Annotated in this window: 16 protein-coding genes; 5 read left to right on the forward strand and 11 right to left on the reverse strand. The window is 74.7% G+C overall.

Translation table 11 applies throughout. The features are described 5' to 3' along the window. Positions 1 to 50 precede the first annotated feature (50 nt). Entirely contained in the window at positions 51 to 1487 is a 1437-nt protein-coding gene (gene xylB, locus ABTW87_RS15590) for a xylulokinase (protein ID WP_350651485.1), read from the reverse strand. A gap of 10 nt (positions 1488 to 1497) precedes the next feature. Continuing rightward, positions 1498 to 2685: a xylose isomerase gene (gene xylA / locus ABTW87_RS15595; RefSeq protein WP_350651486.1), complete on the reverse strand. Its 1188-nt coding sequence runs from the start codon at positions 2683 to 2685 to the stop codon at positions 1498 to 1500. A 75-nt stretch (positions 2686 to 2760) separates the two neighbouring features. Between xylA and ABTW87_RS15600 the strand changes: the two genes are divergently transcribed. Together ABTW87_RS15600 and ABTW87_RS15605 are read left to right on the forward strand one after the other, a co-directional pair. Beyond that, on the forward strand, positions 2761 to 3999 hold the full coding sequence (locus ABTW87_RS15600; protein WP_350651487.1) for an ROK family protein: 1239 nt from the start codon (positions 2761 to 2763) through the stop codon (positions 3997 to 3999). Positions 4000 to 4073: 74 nt separating this feature from the next. Then, on the forward strand, positions 4074 to 5765 hold the full coding sequence (locus ABTW87_RS15605) for a SpoIIE family protein phosphatase (RefSeq protein WP_350651488.1): 1692 nt from the start codon (positions 4074 to 4076) through the stop codon (positions 5763 to 5765). Between the two features lie 56 nt (positions 5766 to 5821). Here ABTW87_RS15605 and ABTW87_RS15610 read toward each other — a convergent pair whose 3' ends face one another. Next, the gene (locus tag ABTW87_RS15610) at positions 5822 to 6340 is read right to left on the reverse strand and encodes a MarR family winged helix-turn-helix transcriptional regulator (protein ID WP_350651489.1); all 519 of its coding nucleotides are present in this window, start codon (positions 6338 to 6340) and stop codon (positions 5822 to 5824) included. Positions 6341 to 6438: 98 nt separating this feature from the next. Here ABTW87_RS15610 and ABTW87_RS15615 point away from each other — a divergent pair, with 98 nt between their 5' ends. After that, positions 6439 to 7569 carry a PP2C family protein-serine/threonine phosphatase gene (locus ABTW87_RS15615; RefSeq protein ID WP_350651490.1) on the forward strand — a complete coding sequence of 377 codons (1131 nt, stop codon included), beginning with the start codon at positions 6439 to 6441 and terminating at the stop codon, positions 7567 to 7569. 5 nt (positions 7570 to 7574) lie between these two features. Here the strand turns inward: ABTW87_RS15615 and ABTW87_RS15620 are convergent, their stop codons facing one another. The 8 genes from ABTW87_RS15620 to ABTW87_RS15655 form a co-directional block, all read right to left on the reverse strand. After that, on the reverse strand, positions 7575 to 9056 hold the full coding sequence (locus ABTW87_RS15620) for a sugar transferase (protein ID WP_350651491.1): 1482 nt from the start codon (positions 9054 to 9056) through the stop codon (positions 7575 to 7577). A gap of 213 nt (positions 9057 to 9269) precedes the next feature. Next, complete coding sequence (locus ABTW87_RS15625) at positions 9270 to 11027, reverse strand: substrate-binding domain-containing protein (protein ID WP_350651492.1); 1758 nt, start codon at positions 11025 to 11027, stop codon at positions 9270 to 9272. Between the two features lie 132 nt (positions 11028 to 11159). After that, positions 11160 to 12197 carry a lactonase family protein gene (locus ABTW87_RS15630; RefSeq protein WP_350651493.1) on the reverse strand — a complete coding sequence of 346 codons (1038 nt, stop codon included), beginning with the start codon at positions 12195 to 12197 and terminating at the stop codon, positions 11160 to 11162. Positions 12198 to 12300: 103 nt separating this feature from the next. Beyond that, positions 12301 to 12903 carry a GTP-binding protein gene (locus ABTW87_RS15635; RefSeq protein ID WP_350651494.1) on the reverse strand — a complete coding sequence of 201 codons (603 nt, stop codon included), beginning with the start codon at positions 12901 to 12903 and terminating at the stop codon, positions 12301 to 12303. Next, positions 12884 to 13270 carry a DUF742 domain-containing protein gene (locus ABTW87_RS15640; RefSeq protein ID WP_350651495.1) on the reverse strand — a complete coding sequence of 129 codons (387 nt, stop codon included), beginning with the start codon at positions 13268 to 13270 and terminating at the stop codon, positions 12884 to 12886. Before ABTW87_RS15640 ends, ABTW87_RS15635 begins: the two co-directional genes overlap by 20 nt. Continuing rightward, on the reverse strand, positions 13260 to 13685 hold the full coding sequence (locus ABTW87_RS15645) for a roadblock/LC7 domain-containing protein (protein ID WP_350651496.1): 426 nt from the start codon (positions 13683 to 13685) through the stop codon (positions 13260 to 13262). The genes ABTW87_RS15640 and ABTW87_RS15645 overlap by 11 nt, the downstream gene beginning before the upstream one ends. Beyond that, positions 13682 to 16357, reverse strand: coding sequence for a nitrate- and nitrite sensing domain-containing protein (locus ABTW87_RS15650; protein ID WP_350651497.1), 2676 nt, complete (start codon positions 16355 to 16357; stop codon positions 13682 to 13684). The genes ABTW87_RS15645 and ABTW87_RS15650 overlap by 4 nt, the downstream gene beginning before the upstream one ends. 201 nt (positions 16358 to 16558) lie before the next feature. Beyond that, positions 16559 to 16897: a hypothetical protein gene (locus tag ABTW87_RS15655; RefSeq protein WP_350651538.1), complete on the reverse strand. Its 339-nt coding sequence runs from the start codon at positions 16895 to 16897 to the stop codon at positions 16559 to 16561. Between the two features lie 403 nt (positions 16898 to 17300). Between ABTW87_RS15655 and ABTW87_RS15660 the strand changes: the two genes are divergently transcribed. Both ABTW87_RS15660 and ABTW87_RS15665 read left to right on the forward strand, forming a co-directional pair. Next, on the forward strand, positions 17301 to 18098 hold the full coding sequence (locus ABTW87_RS15660) for a helix-turn-helix domain-containing protein (protein ID WP_350651498.1): 798 nt from the start codon (positions 17301 to 17303) through the stop codon (positions 18096 to 18098). Beyond that, a complete protein-coding gene (locus ABTW87_RS15665; protein ID WP_350651499.1) occupies positions 18085 to 18273 on the forward strand; it encodes a DUF397 domain-containing protein in 189 nt (62 codons plus the stop codon). Before ABTW87_RS15660 ends, ABTW87_RS15665 begins: the two co-directional genes overlap by 14 nt. The last annotated feature ends 257 nt before the right edge of the window (positions 18274 to 18530 follow it).

Consider the following 18530-nt stretch of genomic DNA (forward strand, 5'->3'; position numbering starts at 1 on the left):
CAGCCAACCAGGGCGAGGTCACGGCCCGGTCACCGGGGTCGGCGGTCGGGTCAGCGGCGCCGGTCGAGAACGTGGTCCCGGGCCTGCGCGTACCGCTCCCGGATGGCGGGCACCGGATCGGGCTCGTACGTCTGCGTGTCGGCGGGCGTCCACACCGGTGGCTCCGCCCCGCCCAGGGCGACCCAGGCGGCCTGGCGGGCCGCGCCGTCGGCGACGTACTCGCCGGGCGGCGGGACGACCACCGGGACGCCGAAGACCTGCGGGGCGATCCGCCGGACGGCGGCCGAGCGGGCGCCACCGCCGACCAGCACCACCCGGCGGACGGTGGCGCCCTGCGCGACGAGGGCGTCCAGGCCGTCGGCGAGCGCGCAGAGCATCCCCTCGACGGCGGCCCGGGCCAGGTGCGCGGGGGTCGACGTGCGCAGCGTGAGCCCGTGCACCGCGCCGGTCGCGTCCGGCCGGTTCGGGGTGCGCTCCCCCTCCAGGTACGGCACCAGGACCAGGCCGTCCGCGCCAGGTGGGGCGGCGAGCGCCAGATCGGCCAGTTCGTCGAGGCCGACACCGAGCATTCGCGCGGCGGCGTCGAGCACCCGGGCGGCGTTCAGCGTGCAGACCAGTGGCAGGAACCGGCCGGTGACGTCGGCGAAACCGGCCACGATGCCGCTCGGGTCGGCGGCCGGGGCGTCCGCGACGCTGAACACCGTGCCGGAGGTGCCGATCGAGACGACGACGTCGCCGGGGCCAGCGCCGACGCCGAACGCGGCGGCGGCGTTGTCGCCCGCCCCCGGGCCGAGCAGGGCCGCCGCGGCCGGGCCGGCGAGCGCGGCCGGGTCGAGCCGGCCGGCGGTCTCGGCGGGGCCGAGCACCCGGGGCACCGTGACGGCCCGGCCGAGGGCCCGCTCCAGCAGGTCCGGCCGGTACTCGCCGGCGGCCGGGGACCAGTAACCGGTGCCGCTCGCGTCGCTGCGGTCGGTGCGCAGCGCGTCGAGGCCGGGCGCGCCGGCGAGCCGCCAGGTGAGCCAGTCGTGCGGCAGGCAGACCGCCGCCACCCGGGCGGCGTTCGCCGGCTCGTGCCGGGCCAGCCAGCGCAGCTTCGTGACGGTGAAGCTGGCCACCGGTACGGAGCCCACCGCGTCGGCCCAGAACCGCCGGCCCGCCTCCCCGTCGCCGGCCTCGGCGATCAGCTCGGCGGCGGCCGCCGCCGACCGCGTGTCGTTCCACAGCAACGCCGGGCGGACGACCGCGCCGTCCTCGTCCAGGCACACCATGCCGTGCTGCTGCCCGGCCACCGAGATCGCCGCGACGTCGGCGAGCCCGCCGGCGGCCGTCATGGCCTCGCCCAGCGCCGACCACCACGCGGCGGGGTCGACCTCGGTGCCGTCCGGGTGCGGCGCCCGGCCCTCGCGGACCAGGGCGCCGGTCTCCGCGTCCCGGAGCACCACCTTGCAGGACTGGGTCGACGAGTCGACCCCCGCCACCAGAGGCATGACCACCGCCTCAGCGGGCGCCGAGCACGTGCTCGACGGCGAGCTGGTTGAGCCGGACGAAGCCGAAGCCGCGGGCACCGGCCGCGTCCACGTCGTACTCCTCGAAGGCGGACCGGTCGGCGAGCAGGTCGGCGTAGCTCTCGCCGTCGGCCAGCGTCGGCGTGGCGAGGTCGCCCACCCGGCTCGCGGCGAGCGCCTCGGCCACCTCCGGGTCGGCCCGGAAGGCCGCCGCGCGCTCCTTGAGCAGCAGGTACGTGCGCATGTTCGCCTCGGCCGAGGCCCACACGCCGGTCAGGTCCTCGGTGCGGGAGGGCTTGTAGTCGAAGTGCCGGGGACCGTCGTAGGCCGGCCCGCCGTTCGGGCCGCCGTGCTCCAGCAGGTCGACCAGGGCGAACGCGTTGAGCAGGTCGCCGTGGCCGAAGACCAGGTCCTGGTCGTACTTGATGCCGCGCTGGCCGTTGAGGTCGATGTGGAACAGCTTGCCCTGCCAGAGCGCCTGGGCGATGCCGTGGGCGAAGTTGAGCCCGGCCATCTGCTCGTGGCCGACCTCCGGGTTGAGACCGACCAGGTCGGGACGGGTCAGGGTGGAGATGAAGGCGAGGGCGTGCCCGACGGTGGGCAGCAGGATGTCGCCGCGCGGCTCGTTCGGCTTGGGCTCGAGGGCGAAGCGCAGGTCGTAGCCGCGGTCGACGACGTACTGGCACAGCAGGTCGACCGCCTCGCGGTAGCGGTCCAGGGCAGCGCGCACGTCCTTGGCGAGGTCGTACTCGGCGCCCTCCCGGCCGCCCCACATGACGAAGGTGCGGGCGCCCAGCTCGGCGGCGAGGTCGACGTTGCGCAGCACCTTGCGCAGCGCGTACCGCCGCACGTCGCGGTCGTTGCTGGTGAAGCCGCCGTCCTTGAAGACGGGGTGCTTGAACAGGTTGGTGGTGACCATGGGCACCACCAGGCCGGTCTCGTCGAGAGCCTTGCGGAACCGGGCGACGTGCTGGTCGCGGGTGGCCGCGTCGGAGCCGAACGGGACCAGGTCGTCGTCGTGGAAGGTCACGCCGTACGCGCCGAGCTCGGCGAGCCGGTGCACCGTCTCGACCGGGTCCAGCGCCGGGCGGGTGGCGTCGCCGAACGGGTCCTGGGCCTGCCAGCCCACCGTCCAGAGACCGAAGGAGAACTTGTCGGCGGGGGTGGGACGGGTCGCCATGGCAGGCCTCCGGGGTGTCGTCCGCTATTTGTTCAGTGGTTGAATTATTTGGCGGCCGTGTGGCAAAGTCAAGCGGTGACCCGACCCGCCGTACCCGCCGCCGCCGCGCGACAGGGCAGCCTGCGGGAGCACAACCTCGCCCTGGTCCTGGGCCGGATCGCCGCCGCCGACCGCCCGCCGTCCCGGGCCGACCTCGCCGCCCGGACCGGCCTGACCCGGGCCACCGTCTCCGCGGTGGTGGAGGACCTGCTGCTCGGCCGGTTGGTCAGCGAGGTGGAGCCGGCGCCCCGGGCCGGCGCCGGCCGACCCGCGCGAGGGCTCGTCCTCGCCGGCGACGGGCCGGCCGGGCTGGGTCTCGAGGTGAACGTCGACTACCTGGCCGCCTGCGTGGTGGACCTCGCCGGCCGGGTGCGGCACCACACGGTCGAGCGGGCCGACCTGCGCCCGGTCCCGCCCGCCGAGGCACTCGACCGGCTCACCGCCCTGGCCGCCGCCGCCCGCGCGGACGCGGCCGGGCAGGATCTCACCCTCGCCGGGGCGGCGCTCGCCGTGCCCGGCCTCGTCGACGACGCCGGCCTGGTCCGGCTCGCGCCCAACCTGGGCTGGCGGGACGTGCCCGTGCCGGCGCTGCTCGCCCGGCACCCGGCGTTGACCGAGCGGGTCCCGGGCGTACCGGCCCTGACCGTCGACAACGAGGCGAACCTGGCCGCCCTCGGCGAGCTGCACGCCGGTCCCCCCGGCCCGGCCAGCTTCCTGCACATCTCCGGCGAGGTCGGGATCGGTGCCGGCATCGTGCTGCACGGAACGCTGTACCGGGGGGCGCGGGGCTGGAGCGGCGAGATCGGCCACATCCCGGTCCGGCCGGACGGCCGCCCGTGCCGCTGCGGCGGTCGCGGCTGCCTGGAACGCTACGCCGGCCAGGAGGCGGTCCTCGCCGCGGCCGGCCTGGCCGGGGCGGACCTGCCCGGCGACCGGGCGGCCGACCGGCTGGCCGAACTGGCCCGGGCCGGGGACGGGGCGGCCCTGGCCGCGCTGCGCGACGCGGGGACCGCGCTCGGCGTGGCCGTGGCCGGCGTGGTGAACCTGCTCGACCTCGACACGGTGGTCCTCGGCGGCGGCTACGCCCCGCTGGAGCCGTGGCTGCGCCCGCCGGTGCTGGCCGAGGTCTCCCGCCGGGTCCTGACGGCGGCCTGGTCACCGGTGACCGTCCGTCCGGCGGTGCTCGGCACCCAGGCGGCGGCCGTCGGCGCGGCCGGCTCGGTGGTCCGCCGGATCATCGCCCACCCGGCCGGCTGGCTCGCGCACCGATCCTGACCCCACGCCTTCACGGGCATGCCGTCGCCCACCCTCGGTACCCTAGCCCGGGAGCAAGGACCCCCAGCCGAGGAGTGCCCGACAAGCATGCGCACCGGTCGACGGACCCGGACCCGCGCGCCCGGCGCCGGGCGGTGAGCACGCCCCCGCCCGGCGGCCGTACCGGCCCGGTCGGCGCCCCCGTGCGGGCGGCCCGCGACGACGGCGCCCGCTCCGCCGCCGCGTCCCCGCCGCCCGAGATGGCCCGGGAGCTGCTCGACGGGCTGGCCGAGGCCGTCGTGACCGCCGACGGCAGCGGACGGGTGACGTTTGTCAACGCGATGGCGGTCGAGCTCCTGCCGGAGCTCGTCCCCGGCACCGACCTGGCCGCCGGCCCCCTGCCCGCGCTGGCGCACGCGGCGACCCTCGACGCCGTGCACCACGGCCGGCGGCTGCGCGGGACGCGCCGCCGTCTCACCGGCGGCCGGTACGCCTGGTACCTCCGAGACGTCACCGAGGAACACCAGCGGGCGGTCGCGCTCTCGGCGGAGCGGTCGCACACCGCCTTCCTCGCCCGCGCCGGCCGCCGGCTCGGCATGTCCCTGCACCACGACCACACGCTCCGCACGGCGGTCACGCTGGCGGTCCCGTACCTGGCCGACGTGGCGCTGACGGTACGCCAGCCGCACCCGCCGACCGAGAGCCGGCCGCGTTGGGTGCGCTACGCCGACGGCGATCCCGCCCCGGTGACCGGCACGGTCCCGGTGCCGGCCGTGCCACCCGCCCTGGCGGAGGCGTTCGCCGGTGCGCCGGGACCCCGGCCCGTCGCGCGGGCCGACCTGGGCGACCTGCTCCCCGCCTCCTGCGACGGTCCGGGCACGGCGCTGGTCAGCCCACTGCCCGGCGCCGGGCGGCCCGCCGGCGCGCTCGTGCTGTTCCGGCGGACCGGCACCTTCGCCGAGCGGGACATCGAGCTGGCGCGGGAGTTCGCGGCCCGGACGGGCGCCGCCCTCGCCACCGCCGACCTGTACGGCGAGCAGGCCCACCTGGCGCGCGTCCTGCAGGCCAGTCTGCTCCCGCCCGACCTGCCGGCGGTGCCGGGCCTCACCCTGGCCGGCGGTTACCGCGCCGCCGGGGACACCCTGCGGATCGGCGGCGACTTCTACGAGGTGTTCCCGACCCCGCGCGGCGCGATGTTCGCGCTCGGCGACGTGTGCGGCAAGGGCGTCGGCGCCGCGGTGCTCACCGGGCGGGTACGCCAGTCCCTGCAGACCCTCCGTCTGGTCGAGCGGCGGCCACTTGAGCTCGTGCGCCTGCTGGACCGGGCCCTGCAGGACACCCCCGCGGCGGGCCGCCACAGCCAGTTCACCACCCTGCTGCTCGGGACGCTGGAGCGCGGCCCGGACGGCGACGTGTGCGCGCGGATCGCCGGGGGCGGGCACCCGGATCCGCTGCTGCTGCGGGCGGACGGCACGGTGGAACCGGTCCCGGTCGGCGGGATGCCGGTGGGCGCGCTGGCCGCCGCCCGGTTCCACCAGGCCGAGGTCCGGCTGGCTCCCGGGGAGGTGCTCCTCGCCTACAGCGACGGCGTGATCGAGGCGCGGGGCGGGCCGCGCGGCGGGGAGCTGTTCGGCGAGGACCGGCTCCACCGGGCGCTCGCCTCCGCCGCCGGGCTGCCACCCGCCGTGCTTGTGGACCGGCTGCTCCAACTCGTCGACGAGTGGCTCGACGGGCAGAGCCAGGACGACATCGCCCTGCTCGCGATGAAAGGAAGGGCCCCCTCTTAACGCCTGGCGTTGTACAAGGGCCCCTTCTTAACACTCCGCCCCGGCGGGCAGAGCCCTCAGGCCGAGCGTACGGCCGGCGGTTCCTCCGGCCAGCCGGAGGGCTCCGGCCCGGCCGCCGCCCCGAGCCAGGGGGCGGAGGGCTCGGCGTACGGGACGGTGGCGTCGTGCCGGCGCGCCGCCTCGCCGAACTCGTGCAGGCCCCGCAGCAGCGCCTCCCGGCCCTCCGGGGTCATCCCGGCGAGGATCTCGGTGAGCTGGCTCCGGCGGTGCTCCCGCAGCTCGGCGAGGAGCCGCTGGGACTCCACCGTGAGGTGCAGCGAGATCTCCCGCCGGTCGAGGCGGCCCGGCTCGCGTTCCAGCATCCCGGCGGCCACCAGCCGGTCGCAGAGCCGGCTGGCCGACGAGAGCAGCATGCCGAGGCGGTTGGCGAGGCGGCGCAGGTTGATGCCGTCGTGCTGCTCGACGACCATGATCACCCGTAGCTGCGCTCCCGAGACCCGGCTCGTGGTGCTCTCCCGCGCCGTTTCCCATACGGTCAGCAGGGCCTTCGCCGCGGCGTCCACCTCGGCAGCCATACTCGTCTGTGGTCCTCCGGGACCCTGTACTTCGACCATGGTGGGCCCGAGCGTACTCCGCCGGTGCGGGCGGCCGGGCCGGCGATCAAGGAGCGGGCATGAGCGAACCGGTCGAGCGGGCACGAAGAACCCTCATCCAGGCACCCGCCGACCTCCTCGTCGACCGGGTCGCCGACGTGGTGTGCCGGACGTACGGGGTCGACCAGGTGGATCTGTTCCAGGTCGACTACCGGCTGTCGGCGCTGCTGCCGATGGCCGGGAACGAGGCGGTCACGAACCCCGGACACCCGGCCTGGCGCTGCTTCGACCACCAGACCCCGCTGGTGGCCGACGGCCAGGCGTACCTGCCGGTCTCGATGCGCGGCGAGCGCCGTGGGGTGCTGCGGCTGTCGCCGGCGCCGGCCGACGTGGCCGTCCTCGCGGAGCTGACCGAGATCGCCACCGCGCTGGCGCACGAGATCACCGCAGTCGCCCCCGGGACCGACGTGTACCGGGTGGCCCGGCGCAGCCGACGGCTCACCCTCGCCGCCGAGATGCAGTGGGAGCTGCTGCCGGGGCGCAGCCGGGTCCGCCCGACGTTCAGCCTGGCCGGGCAGCTGGAGCCGGCGTACGCGGTGCGCGGCGACAGCTTCGACTGGTCCGACGACAGCGACCGGGTGTGGCTCGCCACGATCAACGGGTCCGGCACCGGGACAGCGGCCTCGCTGCTGACCTCGCTCGCGACGTTCGCCCTGCGCAACGCCCGGCGGGCCGGGCTGTCCCTGGGCGATCAGGCGGCGCTCGCCGACCAGGCCGTGTACGAGGTGCACCGGGGCGAACGGCACCTGGCCGTGCTGCTGATGGAACTCGACCTGCACTCCGGGGTGCTGACGGTGGTCGACGCCGGGTCGCCCCGGCTGGTGCTGCTGCGCGACGGCGAGGTCCACGAACAGCCGCTGGAGAAGCAGTTCCCGCTGGGCATGTTCGAGGACACCGACTACCGGGAGCAGCATTTCGCGCTGCGCCCCGGCGACCGGCTCTTCGTGGTGAGCGACGGGGTGGTGGACGCGACCGGCCGGGACATCCGGTACGGGGAGACGGCGCTGGACCGGTTCCTGCGGCGGACCGGGCCGATGCAGCCGCTGGACGCGGTGCGTTCACTCATCGGGGACCTGCGTGCCTTCGTCGCCGGCGACCTGGTCGACGACGCGGTGGTGGTCTGCCTGGACTGGACCGGCCCCCGCTCCTGACCGGCTCAGTACGCGCCGCGGCTGTTGAGCACGGCGCCGAACGTCTTCCACAGGATCGTCAGGTCGGCCGCGAGCGACCAGTTCTCCACGTAGTACAGGTCGAGCCGGATGCCGTCCTCCCAGCTCAGGTCGGACCGGCCGCTGACCTGCCAGAGGCCGGTCATGCCGGGCTTGACCAGCAGTCGCCGGGCGACGTCGCCGTCGTAGCGGGCGACCTCGGACGGCAGCGGCGGGCGGGGCCCGACCAGGCTCATCTGCCCGAGCAGGACGTTGACGAGCTGGGGCAGCTCGTCAAGCGACCACTTGCGCAGCAGGCGGCCGATCCGGGTGACCCGCGGGTCGTCGCGCATCTTGAACATCAGGCCGTCGGTCTCGTTGCGCGCGGACAGCTCCGCCAGCAGGGCGTCGGCGTTGACCACCATGGTGCGGAACTTCCAGACGCCGAATTCGCGGCCGCCCTGGCCCACCCGGGTCTGGCGGAACAGCACCGGCCCGCGGCTGTCGACCTTGATGGCGAGCGCGATGACGGCAAGCATCGGCAGCAGCAGCGCCAGCGCGAACAGGGCGGCCGAGCGGTCGACGAGGCCCTTCACGAGCTTGCGGGCGCCGCGGAACTCGGGCGCCTCCACGTGGATCAGCGGGAGCCCGGCCACCGGGCGGGTGTGGATGCGGGGGCCGGCGACGTCGGTCAGGGCCGGGGCGACCACCAGGTCGACCCCGGTGCCCTCCAGTTGCCAGCCGAGCCGGCGCAGCCGAGTGGCGGTCAGTTCACCGGAGGCGGTGACGGCGACGGTGTCGGCGCCGATGGCGGTGGCCGCCTCGGGGATGCCCCGGAACGAGCCGACCACCGGCACGTCGCCGAGCCGCTGCGGGACCGGCGCGAGCAGCGCGTCGGGGATGCACGCCCCGACCACCTGGTAGCCCGCGTACGGCTCGCGCCGCAGCGTGTGCACCAGCTCCAGCACGTGCGCCGTGTCGCCGACCACGAGCACCTTGCGGGACCAGCCGCTGCCCCGCGAACGGGCCCGGTGCAGCCGCTTGCGGGCGGCGAATCGCGCGGCCTCAAGGCCGAGCGTGCCGACCGCGATGGAGATGCCGAGGAACCCCCGGGAGAAGCCGACGTCGAACACGTAGCCGGCGATGGCGATGCCACCGGCGAGCCGCAGGCTCGCCGAGCTCACCCGCCGGTACTCGTCGGCGCCGTAGCCGAGGACGCGGTCGTCGTAGCACCGCAGCGCCTTCAGCGAGACCAGCCATGCCAGCACCAGACCGGGGGCGGCCAACACGTACGGGATCTCGGAGCCGGTCGGCGGCTCGTCACCGAACCGGGCGACGTACGCCACCAGGACGGCGACGATCAGCACCGCTGTGTCGAGCACCACCAGGGCCCGGATGTAGGACCGCTCGGCGGTGCGCGCCGCCGGGCGGGACACGTGGCCGGCGGCAGCCGTCGCCCGCGCCGGGGTCAACAGCGTCGCCGAACTCAACGGCCTCTCCCCACTTCGCCTCCGCCCCGCCGGTGGGACCGGCGGGGGTGGCCCGGTCGTCGCCCGGAGCACGACGACATCCTGCCCCGAGAATTATGACTACCGATTGCTTCGGACGTATTACCGTCAGTTTTCCCGGCGCGTCAGGTGCCGGAAAGGGGCCTGCCGTACCGGATCCACCGTCGACGACAGGCCCCGCCCCTGAGTCAACCCTCAGGCACCAGCCTTTCGCAGCGCGATGGCCTTCAGGAAGATCTCGCTGATCTTCGTCGGGTCCTCGGTGACGAACGAGCCGCCGCCGGTGATCTTGGTGATCGACTCCAGCTCAGCCTTGCTGACGTCACGCCCGATCCCGATCAGGACGACCTGCACCGGCCGCTCCGGGTCACTGATGTCCTTCAGCTTCTTCAGCAGCTCCTGCTGGCTGATGCCGTTGGCGTCCTCGTTCTTGCCGTCGGTGAACAGCACGATCGAGTTGACCTGTCCCGGGTCCCAGTCCTCCTGGACGGCCTGGTACGCGGCGAGGATCGTGTCGAACAGGCCGGTGTTGCCGCGGGTCGGCTGGATCTGGCCCAGTGCCTGCTCGAGCTTGCCGCGCTGGGTGCTCAGCGGTCCGATCTCGACCAGCCGCCGGTAGTCCCGCTCGCCGTTGAGGTTCGTGGCGAACTCCCACAGGCCGATCTGCCAGCTGTCGTCGAAGAGGTTGAGGCCACGACTGGCCGCGTCGACGGTGACCTGCTGGCGGCTCGCGCCGTTGGCGGTCGCCACCGCCTCCTTCATCGAACCGGAGACGTCGATGACGCAGAGCATCCGGCCGGACTGGGTGGCGACCGACCAGCCGGTGACCGCCGTGTCCACCGCCTGCGGATCCAGGTCACCGGCCGCGTTGCCGCCACCGGCCTGCTGGGCCGACGCGCCGGCGGCCTCCGGGCTCGGCGCGCCGGGCGGTGCGCTGAACCCGGCGCCCCAGTTGCCGTCCGGCGCGCGCAGCGACAGCGGCGCCAGCCGGTCCTTGAAGCCGGGGGTGGTGAGCACCTCGAACAGCACCCGCGCCGCCGACGCCTTGGCCGGCTCGATCCCCGGCAGCACCGCGTACGGGTAGTCCAGCGGCATCGCCGCCGGCTCCAGGTAGAGCGCGGCCAGCGGCACCGCCGGCTTCTTGGCGTTGTACGAGACCACGTCCTCCTCGGACAGCGCCGCCGCGTTGAGGCTACGGGCGATCGTGGTGGGATCCGCGGCGGTCGGGAACTTCGCCAGCAGGTCCTGGCGCAGGTTCGAACTGCCGGTCGCCAGCGCGCGCAGCGCGCCGACCCGGGACGCCTGGGCGTCCTTGCCGGCAGCGGCGGCGGCTGTGGTCAGCGAGAGCAGCCCGGACAGGCCGGCCGCGTCCCGGGTCGGGTTCACGATGCCGGCCTTCAGCGGCTTGCTGCTGTTGACCTGGCCCACCAGCGAGGCCCAGGTGATCTTCTTCTCCGGCCAGCCGATCCGGGCGGCGATCGGCTCGGGCATCGCCACGACCACCGGGCTGCGGGCGATCGACGCCCCGTTGCCCGGGTCGAAGGCGGTGGCGCCGCCGGTCTTCAACCGCAGCAGCCACGTCGACGAGTCGGGGATCCAGACGTCCGGGCTGACCGCCGTGCCGCTGGCCTGCCCGACCCCGGCGAGGATCGCGCCGTGCTTGGCCGCCACGGTGGCGGCCACCTCGACCGGCTCGGCGGCGGTGACGTTCACCTCGATGCAGGTGCCCCCGACCGCGGCACCCTCCTTCTCCCACTCGGACGCGGCGGTGTCGACCGCCGGGGCGAGTTCGGACGCCACCGCGACGGACAGCTCGATCCTGCCGGAGCAGTCCGGCCCGGCGAGCTGGCGGTAGCCGAAGTACCCGCCGGCGGTGACGACGAGCACGCCGACCGCTGCGGCGGCCCCGGCGGCGTGGATGTTCGAGCGCATGCGATGGCGGCCTGGAGACACGCGACCATCTTGCGGATCCCGCCGCCCGACTGCTACGTCCGTTCGGACGAAAGTTACGCAGAAGAAACAGTTGATCGCTTTTTTGTCGCGCTCCGTAATCACACCGCCTCGTGGCGTGCTGTGATCCCTCTCTCAGAGCAGTACGCAGGTGGGGCTGGGAACGACCACCGGCTCGCCGAGCGGGGTCGGCACGCCGGTCGCCGGATCGATCCCGAAGACCCGGATCATGTCGGCGCGTTCGTCCGCGACGTACAGGTGGGAACCGCCGAGGGCGAAGTGCCGGGGCCACTCCCCACCGGTGTCGACCTCGGCGACGTGCACCGGCAGGACGCCGTCGATGGCGAAGACGGCGATCGTGCCGACCCCCCGGTTCGCGACGTACAGGAACCGCCCGTCCGGCCCGACCGCGATCTCGGAGGGCTGCACGTGACCGGATCGCTCGCTCGCCTCCACCCGGCCGTGCTGGTGCAGGGCGCCGTCGGCGGTCACCTCGTACGCGACGACCGAACCGTCGAGTTCGCCGACGAGCCAGCAGCGCCGCCCGTCGGGATGGCGGGCCAGGTGCCGGGGGCCGGCGCCGGCGGCCGTGCGGACCCGTGGCCCGCGGGGCACCAGCCGGCCCGTCGCGGCGTCGAGGTCGTACCGGTACACCGAGTCGGTGCCGAGGTCGACCGCGAGCAGCGGACCGCCGTCCCGGTCGGGGTTCACCATGTGGGCGTGCGCCGCGTCCTGCCGGTCCGGGTCCGGGCCGTGGCCCTCGTGCCGGACCAGGTCGCTGCGTTCGCCGGGCGCCCCCTGCCCGTCGAGCGGGAACACCGTCACGCTGCCGCCGCCGTAGTTCGCCACGAAGAGGTGACCGCCGTCGGCGGCGACCGCGAGATGGCACGGTTCGGCCCCGCCGGTCGGCCGTGTGGCGAACGCCGTCAGGGACCCGTCCGGCGCGACCCGGAAGGCGCTGATCGCGCCGTCGGTCAGCTCGTTGACCGCGTACAGGACGGGCAGCCGCGGATGCCGGGCGAGGAACGACGGCGCCGGGGTGACCGCGACGGTGCCGAGCGGCGTGAGTGCGCCCGAGTCGGGATCCCGCCGGGCGGCGACGATGCCCTCGCCCCGCCCGCCGGTCTCCGCGGTGTAGCCGCCGATGTGGACGATCTCACCCTGAGCTGTCACCGGATCCGCCCCTCTGCCCTCTGCTCCACGATCAAACCAGGGGCTTCCCGGTCCGCCGTGCCGTCATGCGCGAAACCGACGCCGGATTCCGGGCGCGCCCGGCTCAAGCCGCCGGCACCGGCTCGCCGCGCTGGCGGGCCACGTGCTCGACGAGCGCGATCAGCACCTGCTTGCCGGACTGCCGGTCCCGCGCGTCGCAGAGCAGCAGCGGCACGTCGGGGTCCAGGTCCAGAGCCTGGCGTACGGTCTCCAGGTTGAACCGGCGCGCGCCGTCGAAGCAGTTGACACCCACCACGAACGGGATGCCCCGCTGCTCGAAGTAGTCGATCGACGGGAAGCAGTCGGCCAGCCGCCGGGTGTCGGCCAGCACCACCGCGCCGAGCGCCCCGAAGGCCAGCTCGTCCCAGAGGAACCAGAAGCGGTCCTGCCCCGGGGTGCCGAACAGGTAGACCTGGAGGTCGTCGTTGATGGTGATCCGGCCGAAGTCCATCGCCACCGTGGTGGTGGACTTCGTCTCCACGCCGGAGAGGTCGTCGGTGCCGATGCCGGCCCCGGTCAGCACCTCCTCCGTCTGGAGCGGGCGGACCTCGCTCAACGCACTCACCAGCGTCGTCTTCCCCGCACCGAAGCCCCCGGCGATGAGGATCTTCAGCGCGATCGGGATGCGGGCGCCGGTTCCCGCCAGGTCAGAGCGCACGGAGTCCACTGACCACCGCCTTGAGGATGTCGTTGTCGGGCAGGTACGGACCGGCCGGGGGCTGGTGCACCGTCACCAGGCCCCGGTCCACGAGATCGCCGAGCAGTACGCGCACGACGCCGACCGCCAGGTCGAGCTCGGCGGCCAGTTCGGCCACCGGCACCGGCCGGGCGGCAAGCGCCACCAGCCGCCGGTGCTCGGGGTGCAGGTCGGGGTGCGCGGCCGGGTCGGCGTCCCGCTCGGCCAGCACGTGCGCGACCAGGTCGAAGCCGTCGACGGCGGACCGGACCCGACCGCCGGTGAGGGTGTACGGGCGCACCACCGGGCCGGCGTCGTCGTCCAGCCACTCGTGCCGCGCGCCCCCCTCAGCCCGCATCGCCGGCACCCGCCGTCGACCGGGCCGGGACACTCATCGTCTCCCCGACCCGGGTCACCAGCATCGCCATCTCGTACGCCACCAGCCCGATGTCGGCGTCGGCGTCGCTCACCACGGCCAGGCACGCACCCTGACCGGCCGCGGTCACGAAGAGGTACGCCGACTCCATCTCGACGACCGTCTGCCGGACCGGACCGCCGTCCACGTGCCGGCTCGCGCCGCGGGCGAGGCTGGAGAAGCCGGAGGCCAGGGCACAGAGGTGCTCCGCGTCGGCCCGTTCCTGGCCGGCCGACGCACCGAGCAGCAGCCCGTCCGCGGAGAGGACCACCGCCTGCCGGGCGGGCGGCACCCGCTCCACCAGCTCGTCGAGCAACCAGTCGAGACCGGCAGTCTGCCTCGTCGAATGCAGCATCACGCGTCCCTCTCAGTCGCGGTCGGGGTGTCCGGGGCGGCCGGGGAGTCGTCCGTCCCGACCGGCGGCGGTTCGCTCGCGGCCGGCGGTCCGGGCGGAGCCGGCGCGGCGGACGCGGCCGGAGCCGCCTCCGCGGTGGTCGTGGTGGGCACGGCGACCGGAGGTGCGGCGGAGGCCGCCCCGTCGCCCCCGCGGACGTGGGGGTCGACCGCCGCGCGGCGACCCCGCGCCGTGCCGGCCTGCAACGCGGCCAGGACCCGCCGTGCCTCCTCCGGTGGCCGGGGCGTCGGGTCGGCCGACGGCGGTCGCCAGGTGCCCCCGCCGACGGCCGGCTGCCGCAGCGTCGGCCCGTCCAGGGCCGGCCGCCCGAGCCGGCGGACCTCGACGGTCGGCTCGTCGAGGTGTCCGGCACCGCCGGCCCCGGTCCGGCCACCGTCGGGAGCGGTGCCGCCGGCCGGACCGGTCACGTCCGCCGCGTCGGTGCCGGCGGGCACCAGCTCGCCGAGGGGCGCTCGTCGTGCCTTATCCGTGGCGTCCGGCGCCGGTGCGCCGGACGCCCGGACCGGGGTCCGGGGTCCGGGTGCCGCATTCCGGCGGCGGACCCGGCGGGGCAGCCCGTCGATCTCGCCGGCCACCTCGGCGCGGGCCGGCCCGCCGGCGGCCTCGATCACGCCGGTGCGGGCCGCGCCGGCCGGCTCGGACGGGGAGGCGTGTGGTGCGCGCGGCCGGGGCAGCGTCTCCCGGCGGCCCGACCGGGACACCCGCCGCTCCGTCCGGTCGCTCGCCGGCGACAGCGGCGGCTCCTCGGTGACCAGGTCGTTCGGGACGAGCACCACGGCGGTCAACCCGGTGTCCTCGGCCGGCCGCAGCCGCACCCGCACCCCGTGCCGCGCCGCCAACCGGGCCACCACGAACAGCCCGAGCCGGGCGGTACGGGTCGGGTCGAACTCGGGCGACGTGGCCAGGCGCGCGTTGGCGTCCTCCAAGGCCTCGGCGGACATGCCGAGCCCCCGGTCGGTGACCGTCAGGGCGTACCCGTTGGCCACCCGCTCCCCGGTGACCCGTACCCGGGTGTCCGGCGGGGAGAACGCGGTGGCGTTCTCGATCAGCTCGGCGAGCAGGTGGATCAGGTCGCCCACGGCCCGGCCGACGGCACCCGCCGGATGGACGCCGCCGATGTCGATCCGTTCGTACGCCTCGACCTCGGAGATCGCCCCCCGGATCAGGTCCACCATCGCGACCGGGTTGCGCCAGCCCCGGCCCGGCGCCGCGCCGGCCAGGATGACCAGGTCCTCCGCGTGCCGGCGCAGCCGGGTGGCGAGGTGGTCGACCCGGAACAGCTCGGCCAGCTCGTCCGGGTCCTCGGTGTGCCGCTCCATCCGGTCGAGCAGGGCGAGCTGGCGGTGCACGAGCCCCTGGCTGCGCCGGGCGATGTTGAGGAACACCTCGTTGAGGCCGCGACGCAGGTTGACCTCGCCCTCGGCGGCCCGGATGGCGGTCCGCTGCACCGAGGTGAACGCGCGCCCCACCTGGCCGATCTCGTCCGCCCCGTACTCCAGGGCCGGTGCCTCCCGGGCGACGTCCACCTCCTCGCCGCGCCGCATCCGCGCCACCACCTCGGGCAGCCGGCGCTCCGCGCGCTCGAGCACGGTGCGTACCCCGACCAGCCGGTTCGCGAGGGAGCGGCCGACCCGCAGGGCCACGATCAGGGAAACCACGACGGCGGCCAGGCCCAGCAGACCGGCCACCGCGAGCCGCACCAGGATGCGCACGGCGGTGGGCACGGACCGCTCGGCCAAGCCGTCGGCCTGGTTCAGCTCGTACTCGCGCAGCGCCTGCTGGACGGCTTCGTAGTCGGCCAGCCAGGCGTCCGCGTCCACCGGCGGCCGGTCGCCGCCGGTCGCGATCAGCAGACTCTGCACGTTGCGCAGCCGAGTGAACTCCGACCGCTCGGTCAACCGCTGGTACGCGGCACGGTCGGCCCCCGGCAGGTCGGCCACCGCGGTCTCGGCGAGGAACCGCTGGTTCGCGATGGTCTGCACGAGCTGCGTGTGCTCGCCCTCGGCGAACTCACCGGAGGCGAACACACCGGCCAGCAGGGCGTCGGTCTGACCGAGCAACTCGCGGGAGCGGCCGAGCGCGGTCACCGCGAGCGCCTGCCGGTTGAGCTCCGGGTCGGGCAGCGCCGCCATCGCCGAGAAGGCCTGGAACGCCGACGAGATCATGCCGCTGTAGAGACCCACCGCGCCGGCCCGGTCGACCTCGCGCCGGTCGATGAACTCGCGGCCGGCCGGCAACGCGTCAAGCGCGGCGACGAGCTGGTCGAGCCGGGCGTCCAGCAGGTCGCCGGCGGCGTCGCGCAGGTCGTCTCCGGCGATGCGGCGGCTCAGCTCGGTGACGGCCCGGTCGGTGCGCTGCCGCTGCTCGGTGAGACCGGGCTGATCCCGCTCGGTCGAGAGGTGGACGACCGAGAGGCGACGCTCACGCTGCAGCTCGGCCACGACGGCCTCGCCCGGGCGGCCGAGGTCGTACAGGAGCGTGCGGGCGGCGAGCAGGTCCAGCGCGGGACCGAAGGTGAGCGTGGTGGCGAAGATCCAGAGCGCGAGCAGGGCGGTCACCGGCACCACGACCAGTGCGGTCAGTTTGGAGCGGATCGGCCAGTCGCGGGTGTTCACTCAAGACCTCGCCCGGAAGGTGTGGCTGCGGGGGTGCCGGCGCCGGCCGGGCAGCGACCGGCCGGAGCGCCCGGCTGCGGCGCCGGGACGTCATCGACGGACGCCTTGGGCAGGATACGTAATCAGCGCCGGTTGCACTACTGTCCGCTCACCCGGGTGCGGGCGAGGCGTCGGCCCCGGCGCCCCGCCGCGCCCGGGCGGTCATCGTCGGCCGTCGACGGCCGGCCGGCGGAACGGTCCCCACGCGACGAAGCGGTCGAACAGCTCGCGTGGGCTCGGCCCGTCGTGGGGGTTGAGGTGGTACAGGTCGTGCATGGCCTCGTACAGCAGGCCGGCGAGGTAGATGGAGAGGGTGGGCAGCTTGCCCTCGAACTCGGCCTTGAGCAGGAGCCGGGCCTCGGCGCACGGCCACGGCTGACCACACGACCGGCACGCCCACACCGGCCGCAGCGGCGTGTGCGGGGGCCGGGCCTCGGTGCGGTAGCGGGGGTGCTCGGGGTGCGGGCCGAGTCGCGGCTGCGGTAGCTGGGCGAAGATCACCACCGGCCTCCGTTCGCCCGCCAGCGCTGGGCGGGAGTCAGCCAGCCGGCGCGGCCGGGCCGTGGGTACGCCTGGGTCGGCTGCGTCATCCACAGTGGCGGGTTGCCACCCCGGACCCGTTGCGGCGGTGTCGGCGGTTCTTCGTCCCGGCGGCGGAACCAGCGGATACGCACATCGACCTCCTCGGCGGTTGGAGAGGGTCGCCCCGCTCCGGGGGAGAGCGGGGCGACCCCGGGCAGGACCCGCCCCGCTCACCCCTCGGCGGAGCGGATCCGCATGGGTGACAGTCTGTTGAGGACACCACTACCCTCGGAAGGCGTCGGGGCGGGACGCGGCGCGGATCTGGGGACCGCCCGTGGCGGCTGGCGACAGTTGGCGATCTTGACGTTTCTCTGGAGGTCAGGTGGAAGGCGAGCGGAACGCCGAGCTGATCCGCGCCCAGCTCCGCAGGCAGCGCACGCTGGTCGGGATGAACCAGGAGGAGTTCGGCAAGCGGGCGAACTACTCGGCGTCGACGGTGTCCGCAGTGGAGACCGGCACCCGGCCGATCGACCTGCCGTACGCCCGGCGGGCCGACGAGATCCTTGCGACCGGCGGCCTCTTCGAGTCCCTGCTGCGGTCGGCGCAACGGGACAGCCTGCCGACGTGGTTCAAGCCGTGGCTGGAGGCCGAGCGCGAAGCCCAACAGCTCCGGTACTTCAACCCCCTGTTGATCCCGGGTCTGTTCCAGACGGCGAACTACGCCCGGGCGGTGTTCCGGCTCGTCGACACCCGCCCGGAGCAGGAGGTCGAGCAGCACCTGGCCGCCCGGCTGGAGCGGCAGGAGATCCTGACCAGGGAGCACCCGCCCCAGGTCGTCGCCGTGATCGACGAGTCCGTGCTGCGCCGGGCCGACGCCATCATGGCGGAGCAGCTCGCCCACCTGCTGCGCATGGCCGAGCTACCCCACGTGCACATCCACGTCGTCCCGGCCAGCGCCGGCCTGTACATCGGGCTGGACGGGCCGCTGGCCCTGGCGATGCTGCCGGACGGAACCTGGGTCGGGCTTCTGGACGACCATCTCGGCGGCACGGCGGTTGGCACCGCCGAGCGAATGGCTACGCTTCTGGCCAGATGGGAAGGCGTGCGGAGCGCCGCCCTTTCCGAAGCGATGTCGGTCGCTCTGATCAAGGAAGTAGAGAGCCAGCATGGACCTCAGTAGCGCCCGGTGGCGGAAATCCACGCGAAGCAACACGCAAGGTGGCGACTGCGTTGAGGTGGCCGACAACCTGCCGGGGGTGGTGGCCGTTCGGGACAGCAAGGACCCTGCGGGTCCCGCGCTGACCTTCGACCCGGTGGCGTGGAAGGCGTTCGTGAGCCACGCGAAGCGGCGCTGACCGTCGGCGCGACGCTCAGGGCGGCGTGATCCACTCCGGATCCCGCACAGCGCGGTATCCGGGGACCGCGGATACCCCCGGATGCGGCAACTGGAGTGGATCACGCCTAGGTCGTCAGGGACGGCGAGGCCGGAACCACCCCAAAGCCGGCGTACACGGGCGGAATCCCGCCACCCGATCAGAGAAGGTTTTCACCGCCGGCGAGGAAAGTGCCCCGGATCGGGATTGGCGATCAGCTGGGTGAGGGAATACCGGTG

Origin of the sequence: Micromonospora sp. NPDC126480, assembly GCF_040302465.1 — a bacterium.
Taxonomy (GTDB): domain Bacteria; phylum Actinomycetota; class Actinomycetes; order Mycobacteriales; family Micromonosporaceae; genus Micromonospora.